The following is a 13,676-nucleotide window of genomic DNA, read 5'->3' on the forward strand; positions in this document are numbered from 1 at the left end:
TTGATAAGACACCGCCGGCTATGCCAACCGTCTCAAATGTCAGCAACAAAGATAAAAAAATAACTGGAACAGCAGAGTCCGGTTCAAAGGTAACTGTCAAAGCCGGGAAGAAAACAGTCAAAACAACAACGGCCACGAAAGCCGGCAAATTTACCATTACGTTGAAATCAGCCCAAAAGGCAGGAACAATCCTATACGTGACAGCAACAGACAAGGCTGGTAATGTGAGTAAAGCAAGAAAAGTAAAAGTTGCGGATAAAATCCCTCCAAGTGTTCCAAAAGTAAACAAGGTGACAATTAAGTCCACTTCGGTAAAAGGCAAAGCAGAAGCAAATTCAACTGTCTATGTGAAAGCTGGAAAAAAAGTCATCGGTTCAACCAAAGCAAATAACAAAGGGAATTTTACGGTGAAAATTAAAAAACAGAAAGCGGGTACGGTTCTTCAAGTCTATGCAAAGGATAAAGCCGGAAATATAGGTAAACCTGCAAAGGTAAAAGTACAAAAGAGATAGGAAAGAAGGTTGTCCCGTGATTGATATGCGGGCAGCCTTTTTCTTTGAAAAAATGCTGAAGGGTTTAAGAGGAAATTCTTTTTAGAAACTATCCACCATCACTAATATTTAGACTATAATCCTCTTAGACAGTCATTATTTTCTAACAGAAAGGTCAAGAGGATGAGACATATAAAAAGAGCCCTTATTTGTATACTGATTATATTATTGAGCGCGCCCGCTTCGGCGTTCGCGGAGACCGAGATAGAGGTAGATTCAAATCCGAGTATGCAGGGGGAACCGGCTGCCAATGTTTTAAATCAACCCGCTAAAAACTATATGCTGATCAGCAATGAATCGGTGAACCCCAATAGCAAACAATCTACAGGAACTCCCGTCATTAATAACGAAAAATATCTTTTGGAGAAAAATGTAAGGCCCGAAGCCTTTCGGATGGATGTAAACCTTCCGTTCGATACCGAGAAATTCGAAGACCGGAAGCTGCACGGAAGGTCTTTAATGTATAAATCCCTTATGAAAGTCGGGGCAACTCGGTATTTCAGCGTTTTTGATTTTGACAAATTCATAGAATATAAGATTCAGGCCCGGCTTCTTTATACAGGAAAGAAAGTGAATGTATGGGGTTATGATAAAAATTTTACAAAAGAACATGCGAAGAAGTTAGGCAATGAATTTGATGAAAAAATTTACCCGGCAGTCACTGAGAATTTTGGGCCCGAGTCGGATGTGGACGGCGACGGCAAAATAAATATTCTTTGTTACGATATAAAGGACGGATTCGAATACAGCGGAGGATACATAGCCGGTTATTTTTATTCGAGAGATTTGTATGATGTGCCAGGGTCGAACCGGTCGGAAATTTTTTATATCGACACCTATCCGACAATGGGCCTGGGTTCCAAAAAAGATGTTGCGGCTGCATATAGCACTTTGGCCCACGAATTTCAGCATATGGTGAACTTTAACCAAAATGTCTTGGTTGAAGGCGGCAAGGAGATGGATCCGTGGCTTGATGAAGGTCTGTCAATGGCAGCCGAGCAAATTTATACGGGCAGTGTATTAAGAGACCGGATTGATTATTATAACTCTTCCTATTCTGTCACAAACGGACATTCCCTTTTATATTGGGATGATGATGGGGACGTGCTTGCAAACTATTCCCTATCTTATCTTTTTATGCAATATGTAAAGGCACAGTCAAAACAGGGCGATGCGATTTTCAAAGAAATCATCAGGGATAAAAGCAATAACTACAAGGCTGTTGAAAAAGCTGCGAAGAAATACATTGATCCCAAACTTACATTCGGGACATTGATGACCAATTTCCGGGGAGCCCTTCTTTTAAAAGAAAAAAGCGGAAAGTACGGATTTAACAGCGAACCAGGCTTCAACACGATAAGGCCTCGGATTTACAAAGGATCCAGCGCCAATTTAAGGGGCGGGGGCGCGGTGGTCAAAGAAGCAACGGGCAAAGAAACAATACCAACTTCTAAAGGAAAGAATATTAAATACACATTTTTTGGACCCGGCGAACCTAGGGATCACACGGCACCGGCTAGACCAGTTGTACAAAAAGTGAGTGACCGGGATACGGTTGTAAAAGGCACCGCCGAGGCAGGAGCCACGGTATATGTAAAAGCGGGTACTGCAAGTTTGGGAAAGGCCGTTTCCGACAGCAAGAAGTCATTTTCGGCTGCGATTAAAAAACAAAAAGCGGGAACCAAGCTGCAAGTATACGCCGTTGACAAAGCCGGAAACAAAAGTGATGCTGCCGCTGTGACAGTGATTGACAAAACGCCGCCGGCCATGCCGACCGTTTCCAAGGTCAGCAATCGGGACTTAAAAGTGAGCGGGAAAGCGGAGACAGGTTCAAAAGTTACGGTTACAGCCGGCGGCAAGATCATTGGTTCAGGAATGGCCGACAAGGCTGGCAAATATGCAGTGAACCTGAAAGCACGGCGAAAAGCTGGGACAGCACTGTATGTGAAAGCTGCCGACAAAGCCGGCAATATCAGCAAAGAGCGCAAAGTCATTGTGCTGGATAAAATCCCTCCCAAAGTACCCGAAGTGAACAAAGTGACAAATAAAACAACAGCAGTTAAGGGAAAAACAGAGAAGGGAGCCACTGTTTATGTAAAAGCAGGGAAAAAGGTGCTTGGTACGGCCAAGGCCAATGACAAAGGCAGCTTCACTGTGAAAATAAAAAAACAAAGAGTCGGTACGTTATTGGAAATATATGCAAAAGATCAAGCAGGAAACACGAGTAAGGCTGCAAAAGTTACAGTTAAAAAAGCTTAACATGGAAGAAGGTTGTCCTTTTTAAACAGGACGGCCTTTTTTATATTGTTTGAGGGGGCAATGATGATCTGGGAGTGGGGGGATATGCTCCGAAAAAGCGGAGATATGATCCGGTGTGAGCAGTATATGATCGGGAGGTGCAGGGAAATGATCCGATGTGAGCGGGATATGATCCAGGAATGGCGAATATGATCCAAGGAGTGTGGGATATGCTCCGAAAAAGCGGAGATATGATCCGGTGTGAGCAGTATATGATCGGGAAGTTCGGTTTATAATCCGATGTAAGCAGGATATGATCCAAGGAGCGCGGAATATGCTCCGGGAATGGAGAATATGCTTCTTTTTCAAGAACGGATGAATAGGTTTTAGAAAAATGTTCTTTCCGCATCCTTTGGAACTGCCGGGACACTTAGGATATGATCTGGAACCCTTTGAAATGATCGGAAACCTCTCGGATATGATCCGAAACGCTAGGGATATGATCTGAAAACGACGATAAATGATCCCGGGAAAACATAATATGATCCGACTTCTAAGTATTATGATCCGCTGAACCTTACCCTTTATATAGGTGGAGAGATTCATCCTGGTCAAAAAATATGCTCTAGGTACGATCCGATCCGCGTCAGATATGATCGGAAACCCAGTAATATGATCGGAGCCCCAAGAAATATGATCTATCTTACGCATCATATAATCGGATCTGCACCATAAATGGTCCGAATCCAGGTAATATGATCCAACTCCAGGTAATATGATCCGTCCCCCGGGAATATGATCCAAAAACTTTAGAATATAATCCGGTTTACCTCCACTTTTACGGACAGCAAGGAAAAACTCTCAAGAAGTAATGGAAAAAATAGAGTCATTAACAGAAGGAGTGAGCGCTGAAAAATGAAGATCCAGTGCTTTTTTATATATTAAACCCCCTTCCGCCTATAGTATAATGAACAAAAATAGATAATTTTTCCCAGAAAGAAAGAGGTGGGGATATTGTACTGTCCAAATTGCGGCGCTGAAAAACAAAAAAGGGGTCAATATTGCAGGGAATGCGGAAAGCCGATGGGGTCACGCTCGACAATCATCATTTCTCTGATGGCGTTGCTGATTGCACTGGCCGGAACGGGGCTGGGCATCTTCTTCTTTTTTAATAAAAAAGAAGAGCCAGTAAAAGTCATAAAGGCGGAGCGCGAGCCTGATCCTGTAGTGAAAGTCATCGAGGAAGAGAAAGAAAAAGAACCGGAACCAGAACCGGAAAAGAAAGAGGAAGTTAAAGCACCCGAACCTCCAAAAACGAAAAGCAAGACAGATATTATAAAAGAGGCTCAAAATAAAGTTTTTACTATTTTCACAGATACGAGCCAAGGGTCTGGGTTTTTATTTACCAATAAAGGGGATGTCGTGACGAACGCGCACGTGGTTGCAGGATTCACAGATGTGTTGGTGAAAAGCAGCGATGGAACGGAATACCAGGGCCAGGTCATCGGTATTTCGGATGTCGTTGATATTGCACTCATACGAGTTGATCCGTTGTCCGGAAAAGAGCCGCTTCCAGTTGAAATGGCGCAAACCGCTGTGGGCACAGAAGTCATTGCGCTCGGCAGCCCGCGAGGGTTGGAAAATACGGCAACAGTCGGATATTTGACCGGGATCGACCGTGACATCTTGGGAGAATTCAATTATGAAAAAGTGTATCAGATTGATGCGCAGATTTCTCCAGGAAGCAGCGGCGGGCCGCTGTTGGATGCAACGACAGGAAACGTGATCGGCATCAACTCGGCCGTGTTGATTGCGGATCAATCCATAGGATTTTCAATACCCATGTTCAGTGTACATAACCAATTCACCCAATGGTCCCAGAATCCAATGAGCGCGGAAGAGGTCAGCAGCCTGTTCGGATTCTATGAGGAATATTACGATTATTGGGAGTGGGAAGACTCAGATTGGGAATACAATGAAGATGACTATTATGACTGGGAAAGTGATGGCGGGTCTGAAAACCAGGATGGGAACGATTCCTATGAAGAGGAACCGTCGGATAATCCCGCGTCTGAGGAGGACGAAGAGGAACCTAAAGAAGATCCATCATTAAAGCAAAATAATAATGATGAGGAAGGTGGATTATACAAAGAAAATACAGATGAAGAAGCGAATACGGAGTAATTACAGCGGCAAGGCTCAAATTGATTGGGTCTTGCTGCTTTTTTGTTTTCGAATTGGTGGGAGGAAGAATTAAGTATGCTCCGGGATGTGAGGGATATGATCCTGGGCTTGGAGATATGATCCGGAGAAGCGGATCTATGATCCAACCTACTAAAAAAGGTTCAGCTCGGCTGAACCTCACCTAATCTACATATTTTTTTATGGTCTCTCTCCACAAAATGTAACCTTTTCCCGTCAAATGGATCCCGTCAATCGTATACTCCTCCGGAAGCTGATCGTTCTCTGCAAAAATGGAGTAGAGATCAATATAGTGAACCCCCGTATTTTCCGCCAAATAACGCAGCCCTTCATTCATTTTCTTGATTTTATAGTTGGTTAATATCTTTCCATACTTCTTATTATTGACAGGGAGTAAACTTTGGATAAAAATTTCTGTTTTTGGCGCCCCCGATTGAATTCGATCTATAATTAGAGAATAATTTTCGAGGGTTGCAGAAACACTGTGGCTCCTTAAATCATTCACACCAATAAGAAGGAAAATTTGTTTTGGTTGGGCAGCAATCACGCTGTCCAGGCGATCAAGGACTCCTTCTGTAGTATCACCGCCAATGCCCCGGTTGATCACGTTTTTCCCGGGAAAAAGCTCTGCCCATTCTGTTCTAAAGGTAAGGCTGTCTCCAAGAAATACAATGAAATTCGGCGGAATGGAGAGTTCGTCAAATAAACTTGTCCTCTCATAATAGTGGAACCCCGCTCTATTGACTGCATTCGTTTTCTTTACACCTGCATCAACCTTATCAAGCTTGACGAAAGTAAACCCGGTTACGATAATGAACAGTAAGTTGAACCCGATAGAAATAAAAAGAATGCGCCTTATTTTTCTGTTCATGATGCACCTCAAGATTTGTTGGTAGTATAAGATTACCACAAATAGGAGGGAGGCTCACATGAATTTTTTTGCAATATGGGTGTCGTTTGAACCTGTTATGACTAAAGTCCCGATATTCCAGAGCATACTTGATGAGCAGCGGTGTATTTTATATACCCTAACTCTACCCGCAGCTCCTACGGTGAAAACGAAAGTTTATGAGTACGTTGGGCTCCATCGTCTGACTTGCTGCTTGGTTTTCGCTATTGATTAGACGGAGTGATTACGATGCAAGGTTATCTATCTTTACCTGAAAGTATATAAGCAGAAAGATATCTCCAATAATATTCTTCGTCCACTAGACGATTTCCTTACAAGGGGGTGGAGGGGTTAACCGATCAAATAGGAAATGGCGTAACTGATATACCGCGTCTTCCCATATGGGTTGCTTGCAAAATATGCAGCGCACCATGGGCATGTACACTGTCACAAGAAGATCTTGTTATGTTGAGCCAGTATCTGACAAAACACATTAAACGTTTTGGTGAATATGTCATTGATTTACAATACATCCTTCAAGCCGAGAAAAGAATATCGCTGTATAAATATATAATGGGTCATGTGCTGGAATACTCTTTTTCTCTGAAAAAACACATGTAATTATGAGGATTGCGGGCATGCCATAACCGGCATGTGAGTGCCAGAAAAAAGATCGTGTAAGAAGGGCTGAGGAAACTGTTTTCCGACATACAAACGAGATTATTAAGAACCGCAGAAACTTTTGGATAGCTTGGTATATGAGAAAAATTGCTGTTAATGCAGTTGATTATCAAATTCCCAAGAATCTCGTGACTCATAAGAGATTCAAAGTGTTTACATTAACCTTCGTTGCTTAGTTATAATCCTGTCCTCAAAAATAGCTATACGGTCTATTTCATTTGGCTCTGTTTCATGTATAATAAGATTCAGGAACGCTGTTTCGTAAATCGGAACGTTGGAGGAGGATTTATGAAGAAAGGAATAGGAACTGTACAATCCGTTGACCGCGCGTTGGAAATCCTGGATATATTGCAGTCTGAGCCCCAAGGGATGGGGGTATCCCGTTTGGCTGATAGATTGGGAGTATCGAAAAGCACGGCTCACCGTTTGCTGCAGTCATTATTGAAAAAGGATTTTGTTCAACAGAATGAAGAAAATCAACGATATTATCTTGGATTAAAGCTAATGCAGTTGGGACAGATAGTCGCTAATCAACTTGATATTCGCCAAATTGCTTCACCTTTTATGCATAGATTGGTGGAAAAATCAGGTGAGACTGCCCATTTAGTCATCCGTGAAGGAAGTGAAATTGTTTATATTGATAAGATTGAAAGTTCAGCGACCATCCGGATGTTTTCAAATATTGGAAAGCGGGCTCCTATGCATTGTACAGGTGTAGGTAAAGCAATATTAGCATATTTACCCAAAGAGAAAATTGACTGGATTATTGAACAAAAAGGTTTACCGAGATTTACGAGTAATACAATTACTGATCGTGAGGAACTTTTCGAACATTTGAGAGAAATTCGATTACGCGGTTATTCAATTGACGACGAGGAGCACGAAGAAGGCATTAAATGTGCAGCAGCACCAATTTTGAACTCTAAAGGTGAGGTTGTGGCGGGTATTAGCGTAGCAGGGCCAATCATGCGTGTAAATAAGAGTAGTATTGATCGCATAGCAAAAGAGGTTCTTCAAGCATCTAAAGGTATTTCTAGGGCTCTTGGAGGAAAGTTTTGATTCAAATTTTCAAATTCGTTTGACAGAGTGAAAGAAGTAGATTTATAATAAACTCAAGATAATGAAACATCGTTCCTTTATAAGGAACGAGTCCTTTTTAGTTGAATTTGGGAACGTTGTTCCGTAATAAGGAATGAAGGAGGCGTGAAAATGTCTGACATACTTGAGGAAATCAAGAGAGAAAAGATTGTAGCCATTATTAGAGCTTCTTCTTCGGAGAATATTATGCACACGGTAGAGAGTTTGTATCGAGGCGGAATCCGTCTTGTTGAAGTAACCATGAATACACCGGGTGCTCTTGATGCTATCGGGAAACTGAAAACGCTTAAAGGTGATTTACATATTGGGGCCGGAACAGTACTTGATGCTGAAAGCGCAGTGGCCGCGATTCGATCTGGAGCCAAGTTTCTTTTAGCACCAACTCTTGATGAAAGAGCAATCCAGGCGGCAAACCGATATGGTGTACCTTTGATTCCAGGGGTTCTTACTCCAACAGAGGCATTACGGGCTTATGAATTTGGTGCCAAAATGGTCAAAATATTTCCAATCCGTTCTTTTGGTCCGGATTATCTTAAAGATATAAAAGGACCTCTTCCTTTTATCCAGACAATGGTGGTCGGAGGAGTATCAATCGATAACATTTCCAAGTATTTAAAGGCGGGCGCATGTTCCGCAGGGATTGGAAGTTCTCTTGTAGATAATCAACTGATTGAGACAGGGAATTACGACGAGATTGAAAGACGTGCAAAACAGTTCATACAAGCCGCTAAATCAATCTAGACATCCATAGACTATACAGAAACGGGTGGAGACATGTTTGCAATTTTAATAGATACTGGAACAACTAATTCTAGAATCCGCTTAGTTGATAATAGGAATAATCTCATTAGAGATTCGGAGAATTTTAGAATCGGTGTCCGTAATACCGCAATCGATGGACACAATAAGAAACTAAAAGAGGCAATTCATGAAAGGATTGGCCAAATACTCAACCGAAATGGCCTGGACGCTAATGAAATAAGTTATATAGTAGCTTCTGGAATGATTACCTCAAACTTAGGTCTCTATGAGGTTCCTCATGTCAAAGGACCGATAACCATAGAAGAACTGGCCGATTTCTCCAAAGTGATTTGCTTGGAAGAACTATATAATATACCATGCGTTTTTGTTCCCGGCATGAGCAATTCAGTTAGTTATAACGAGAAAAATCTTGATTTTATTAATCACTTTGATGTAATGAGAGGCGAAGAAGTGGAGTCGGTCGGTCTAATAAAACAATTAAACTTGAAAGGGAAGGGGATATTGGTTCTCCCTGGTTCCCATACGAAGTTTGTCATTATTGACGAAAATCAGACTATTTCCACGTGTTTATCGACACTGGCAGGTGAAACCCTCATGGCAATTCAGCGTGAGACCATTCTGTCCGACTCACTAAACTCTTCCCTTATTGAATCTATAGATGAGGAGATATTGCTAAAAGGATTTGAGGCTGCTCGTACATATGGTTTGACGCGAAGTTTTTATCATATCCGTCTGTTACAATTGTTCTCGAATTTAGATGAGAACGCTTGTGCCAATTACTTTGTCGGCGCCGTTCTAGCTGCTGATATCCAATCTCTTTTAGCAACAATCCCGGATGTTAATAAGGTGAATTGGATAGCAGTCGGAGGCAACAATCCGCTGCGCCAAGCATTTGTATTTCTACTGGGTTTCTCGGGACCTGAATGGAGTGTAATTGAGGCGACAGATCAACAGGTGGAATATTCGATGGTCTATGGAGCTCAGGAGATTGCCGGAAAAGTTGACCACAAATTTTTGTCTATTTGAAGTGAAAGAGGGGAATAAAAGGATGAAAAACTTAAGAAAATTACTTATCTTGATAGCTTCATTCGGATTGATGTTTGCATTAGCTGGATGTGGAAGTAACGAACCAGATTCTGCGAGTGGGGGGAATGGAAACGGTGATTCAGATTTCCCAAATAAATCAATTACGATGATTGTTCCGACTTCGGCAGGCGGTGGTACCGATGCTGTTGCACGTGCGCTTGCTTCTGAAGCTGAGGAATTTCTTGGGCAGTCCATCGGTGTGGTCAATAAGCCAGGCGGAAGTGGCTCTGTCGGGATGACCGAAGGGGCAAATGCCAAAGCGGATGGATATACAGTAACCATGGTGATTGCAGAGATCTCTATGCTAGACCATATGGGGGTTTCTCCGATCAAGCCGGATCAAATGAAAGCCGTCGCTTTGATCAACTTGGATCCGGCCGCTTTAACGGTGCCGGTCGATGCCCCGTATGACACATTAGAGGAATTCATTGCGTATGCAAAGGACCATCCGGGAGAGCTAAAGGTTGGCAATGCTGGAACGGGTTCAATCTGGCATGTAGCGGCAGAAAGCTTCGCAAAGAAAGCAAATATCAAATTGAGCCACGTACCTTTTGAAGGAGCAGCACCTGCAGTTACAGCCCTTGCAGGAGGACATGTGGATGCTGTTACAGTCAGTCCGGCGGAAGTAAAGTCGCAGCTTGATGCAGGGAAAGTAAAGATACTTGGAGTCATGTCCGATAAACGATCAGAGATTGTTCCTGATGTTCCAACATTTACTGAAGCAGGTCTTGAAAGTGAGACGGTTGCGACGTGGAGAGGAATCACTGTTCCGAAAGATACACCCGATGACATTGTGGCTGTTTTAGAAGACGCTTTTATGAAAGCGGCAGAGCAGGATAAGTTCAAAGAAATCATGAAGAATAACGGGTTGGGAATCAAACACGAGGACTCAGAAGCCTTTACAAAGCATATGAACGATAGCTACGAGTATTTCGGTAAAATGTTCTCAGAACTTGGTTTGAGCAAAAAATAAAGGTCGGGACTATCCGATCTTTATTTTTCACTTTATCGTGGAAGAAATCTCATTCATGGGTGGTGACGAAACTGAAGATTGCAAACATAGCCAGCGGAATTGTTTCTATTGTAATTGGAGGGTTCTTTTATTTTTTAACATTCGGCTTTCCGGAAATCGAAACGGATTTACTCGGACCTGATTTTCTGCCGAGACTTTATTGCTTTCTCCTCATTTTTTTTGGATTGATATTGGTCATACAAGGTGTGATAAAAAAGTATTCTGACGAAGAGACGGGCATACAAAGGAGTAAAACCATCGGATATGCGCTCTCCTCCATGGCGATTGTGTTTCTCTATATTATTATTTTGCCTTACATAGGCTTTTATATTTCTACTGTCCTTGCCATGTCGGCATTACTCTATTTTTCAAAAATACGCAAACCTCTCGTGTTGGTGGGTGTACCGCTCGGAGTAGCTTTGTTTATTTTCATTGTCTTCGAAAAACTATTGAAGGTACAGGTCCCCATGGGATCGCTCTTCTTGTAAGGAATTGAGGTGAGAGAAGTGGAATTACTCTTAGAAGGATTTATAAATTTGCTAAATTGGAAAGTAATTTTATTCCTAGTCTTTGGGACAGTACTTGGAATTGCTATTGGTTCTCTTCCCGGGCTTACTTCTACGATGGGGGTGGCACTTATGCTGCCTCTCACATTTGGGATGGATCCGGTGACAGGGATTCTGCTTTTAATCGGGGTCTATTTCGGTTCTGTGTATGGTGGATCAATCACTGCAATTCTCATTAATACCCCTGGAACTCCGGCCTCTGCAGCGACTGTAATGGATGGATATCCGCTTTCGAAAAAGGGTTTGGCTCAAAAGGCACTTACTGTTTCTATTCTTTCCTGTTCAATTGGGGGGGCAATTAGTGTTCTTGTACTCATTTTTGTAGCCCCGCATCTGGCAAATTTTGCATTAAAGTTTAGTGCACCTGAATCTTTTGCGCTTGCATTGTTTGGGTTGTCAATTGTTTCCAGTATTGCAGGTTCGTCAATTGTGAAAGGGTTAATGGCAGGTGTCCTCGGGTTATTAGTGGCAACAATAGGAATGGATCCGATTGGTGGGTTTCCCCGCTTCACATTTGAAGTTACTGAATTATCCACTGGGATCAACTTCATTCCAGTGATGATTGGGCTTTTTGCTGCTTCTGAGGCTTTTAAGTCAATAGAGGATATGTTCTCTGTTGAAAATATTAAAGTGATTGTTGAAAAAGCAAAATTGAAATGGACTGAGTTTAAGGGAATCATCGGCACGCTGCTTCGTTCAGCGGGGATTGGCACCTTCATCGGTATGGTACCGGGTGCTGGTGCGGATATCGCGGCATTTGTTGCCTATAACGAAGCAAAGAGGTTTGCTAAAAATAAGGAAGAGTTCGGAAAGGGAGATCTGCGGGGTGTAGCCGCGCCTGAAGCTGCAGGAAATAGTGTAACAGGGGGGGCTATGATTCCTTTGTTGACTCTTGGCATCCCGGGCGACGCTGTTACTGCTGTTCTGCTGGGTGCGCTGATGGTTCAGGGCCTGCAGCCGGGACCAATGCTTTTTGAAGCGAATGGCCCTCTTGTATATACACTGTTTGTCGGTATGTTGTTAGCAAACATTTTAATGCTTGTCTTCGGACTGGTGGGGATTAGATTATTTATAAAAGTGTTGCACATACCAAAAGCCATTCTTACACCCATCATCATCGTTCTTTGTGTTGTTGGTGCTTATGCACTTAACAATAGTTACTTTGATGTCTTGGTTATGTTCATTGCAGGTGTGGTCGGATATTTTATGAAGAGGGCAGGCATCCCGGCTTCTCCTATTATCTTAGGATTGATCCTTGGCCCAATGATGGAAAGTAATCTGCGAAGAGCCCTTGTGATGTCTCAAGGGGATCTTAGTATCTTTTACACACGCCCGATTACACTTGTTCTTATAATCCTTGCATTTATTACACTGTTCTCGCCAATTGTGACGAACAAGCTTAAAAAAAATCGTAAGGAGAAAATTGTATGAAAATTAAAAGTTACGAATTGTTTCAAGTTCCTCCAAGATGGCTGTTCTTGAAGATTGAGACGGATGAAGGGATTACAGGATGGGGAGAACCTATAATCGAGGGGCGTGCCAGTACCGTAAAAGCATGTGTGGATGAATTAATGGAATATCTTGTTGGTAAAAACCCAATGCAAATCGAGGACCACTGGAATATGTTGTACCGATCCGGTTTCTACCGTGGAGGTCCCATCCTGATGAGTGCTATTGCCGGCATTGATCAGGCGCTTTGGGATATTAAGGGGAAATTCTATGGAGCACCTGTCTATGACTTGATGGGAGGAGCTTGTCGGGACAAGATCAGAGTGTATTCCTGGATAGGGGGCGATCGGCCGTCTGAAGTTGAAAAAGCTGCGGTTGAAGCAGCAAAGGCAGGTTTTACGGCGGTCAAGATGAATGGGACTGAAGAACTTCAATATATTGATTCATATAAGAAGATTGACGAAGTGCTTGAGAGAATCGCTGCGGTGCGTAGCGCATGTGGTTCCGACTTTGGCATCGGTATTGATTTCCATGGTCGTGTACATAGACCAATGGCTAAAGTGTTGGCAAAAGAATTGGAGCAATTCCGTCCGATGTTCATCGAAGAGCCGGTGCTATCGGAAAATCTGGAGGCATTGCGCGAGATTGCCCGTCACACAACAATTCCGATTGCTACAGGGGAGCGTATGTATTCACGGTGGGATTTCAAGCCGCTTCTGCAAGCCGGTTATGTGGATATCATCCAGCCTGATCTTTCCCACGCAGGCGGGATCACTGAGGTGAAAAAGATAGCGTCCATGGCTGAAGCATATGATGTTGGACTGGCTCCTCATTGCCCACTTGGCCCGATTGCGCTTGTTGCTTGTCTACAAGTCGATGCTACCTCTCACAACGCTTTTATCCAGGAACAGAGTCTCGGAATCCATTATAACCAGGGGAGCGATCTGTTGGACTATCTTTTAGATCCGGATATGTTTGATTATAAAGAAGGCTATGTAACCATTCCGGACGGACCGGGTCTGGGGATTGAGATTGATGAAGAAGTGGTACGGCAACAGGCTGAAATTGGCCATAACTGGCGGAATCCGGTCTGGCGTCACGAGGACGGAAGCATAGCAGAATGGTGAATGGAGGAGAGGCTA

The 13,676-nt window shown here is 42.9% G+C and carries 11 protein-coding genes; 10 read left to right on the top strand and 1 reads right to left on the bottom strand.

The genetic code is table 11. The features are described 5' to 3' along the window. The 3 genes from D4N35_RS07160 to D4N35_RS07170 all read left to right on the top strand — a co-directional run. On the top strand, window positions 1-512 hold a 512-nt coding region (locus D4N35_RS07160; protein ID WP_235870323.1), incomplete at its 5' end, for an Ig-like domain-containing protein. Window positions 513-674: 162 nt separating this feature from the next. Then, window positions 675-2,810, top strand: coding sequence for an Ig-like domain-containing protein (locus D4N35_RS07165; RefSeq protein ID WP_120071924.1), 2,136 nt, complete (start codon window positions 675-677; stop codon window positions 2,808-2,810). A 993-nt stretch (window positions 2,811-3,803) separates the two neighbouring features. Next, window positions 3,804-4,973, top strand: coding sequence for a trypsin-like peptidase domain-containing protein (locus D4N35_RS07170; RefSeq protein WP_235870324.1), 1,170 nt, complete (start codon window positions 3,804-3,806; stop codon window positions 4,971-4,973). A gap of 181 nt (window positions 4,974-5,154) precedes the next feature. On the opposite strand, the gene D4N35_RS07175 is transcribed toward D4N35_RS07170, so the two are convergent. Next, on the bottom strand, window positions 5,155-5,862 hold the full coding sequence (locus D4N35_RS07175; protein WP_120071926.1) for a GDSL-type esterase/lipase family protein: 708 nt from the start codon (window positions 5,860-5,862) through the stop codon (window positions 5,155-5,157). A 987-nt stretch (window positions 5,863-6,849) separates the two neighbouring features. On the opposite strand from D4N35_RS07175, the gene D4N35_RS07180 reads away from it, so the two are divergent. From D4N35_RS07180 to dgoD, 7 genes are all read left to right on the top strand, one after another. Continuing rightward, on the top strand, window positions 6,850-7,620 hold the full coding sequence (locus tag D4N35_RS07180; RefSeq protein ID WP_120071930.1) for an IclR family transcriptional regulator: 771 nt from the start codon (window positions 6,850-6,852) through the stop codon (window positions 7,618-7,620). A gap of 150 nt (window positions 7,621-7,770) precedes the next feature. Then, window positions 7,771-8,400, top strand: coding sequence for a bifunctional 4-hydroxy-2-oxoglutarate aldolase/2-dehydro-3-deoxy-phosphogluconate aldolase (locus tag D4N35_RS07185; RefSeq protein ID WP_120071932.1), 630 nt, complete (start codon window positions 7,771-7,773; stop codon window positions 8,398-8,400). Between the two features lie 33 nt (window positions 8,401-8,433). After that, window positions 8,434-9,447 carry a 2-dehydro-3-deoxygalactonokinase gene (locus tag D4N35_RS07190; RefSeq protein ID WP_120071934.1) on the top strand — a complete coding sequence of 338 codons (1,014 nt, stop codon included), beginning with the start codon at window positions 8,434-8,436 and terminating at the stop codon, window positions 9,445-9,447. Between the two features lie 22 nt (window positions 9,448-9,469). Then, entirely contained in the window at window positions 9,470-10,480 is a 1,011-nt protein-coding gene (locus tag D4N35_RS07195) for a Bug family tripartite tricarboxylate transporter substrate binding protein (protein ID WP_120072065.1), read from the top strand. A 62-nt stretch (window positions 10,481-10,542) separates the two neighbouring features. Then, complete coding sequence (locus D4N35_RS07200) at window positions 10,543-11,007, top strand: tripartite tricarboxylate transporter TctB family protein (protein ID WP_164876306.1); 465 nt, start codon at window positions 10,543-10,545, stop codon at window positions 11,005-11,007. A gap of 9 nt (window positions 11,008-11,016) precedes the next feature. After that, window positions 11,017-12,516, top strand: a complete 1,500-nt coding sequence (locus D4N35_RS07205; protein WP_120071938.1) for a tripartite tricarboxylate transporter permease — start codon at window positions 11,017-11,019, stop codon at window positions 12,514-12,516. After that, window positions 12,513-13,661 (top strand): galactonate dehydratase, encoded by a 1,149-nt coding sequence (gene dgoD, locus D4N35_RS07210; RefSeq protein WP_120071940.1) that lies wholly within the window; start codon window positions 12,513-12,515, stop codon window positions 13,659-13,661. The genes D4N35_RS07205 and dgoD overlap by 4 nt, the downstream gene beginning before the upstream one ends. The last annotated feature ends 15 nt before the right edge of the window (window positions 13,662-13,676 follow it).

The organism is Siminovitchia fortis, from assembly GCF_003605365.2.
Taxonomy (GTDB): domain Bacteria; phylum Bacillota; class Bacilli; order Bacillales; family Bacillaceae_C; genus Siminovitchia; species Siminovitchia fortis.

Bases quoted from the DNA above. Each gene is read 5' to 3' on its own strand.
- D4N35_RS07165 (WP_120071924.1), top strand. From the start codon at position 675: ATGAGACATATAAAAAGAGCCCTTATTTGTATACTGATTATATTATTG.
- D4N35_RS07175 (WP_120071926.1), bottom strand. From the start codon at position 5,862: ATGAACAGAAAAATAAGGCGCATTCTTTTTATTTCTATCGGGTTCAAC.
- D4N35_RS07180 (WP_120071930.1), top strand. From the start codon at position 6,850: ATGAAGAAAGGAATAGGAACTGTACAATCCGTTGACCGCGCGTTGGAA.
- D4N35_RS07185 (WP_120071932.1), top strand. From the start codon at position 7,771: ATGTCTGACATACTTGAGGAAATCAAGAGAGAAAAGATTGTAGCCATT.
- D4N35_RS07190 (WP_120071934.1), top strand. From the start codon at position 8,434: ATGTTTGCAATTTTAATAGATACTGGAACAACTAATTCTAGAATCCGC.
- D4N35_RS07195 (WP_120072065.1), top strand. From the start codon at position 9,470: ATGAAAAACTTAAGAAAATTACTTATCTTGATAGCTTCATTCGGATTG.
- dgoD (WP_120071940.1), top strand. From the start codon at position 12,513: ATGAAAATTAAAAGTTACGAATTGTTTCAAGTTCCTCCAAGATGGCTG.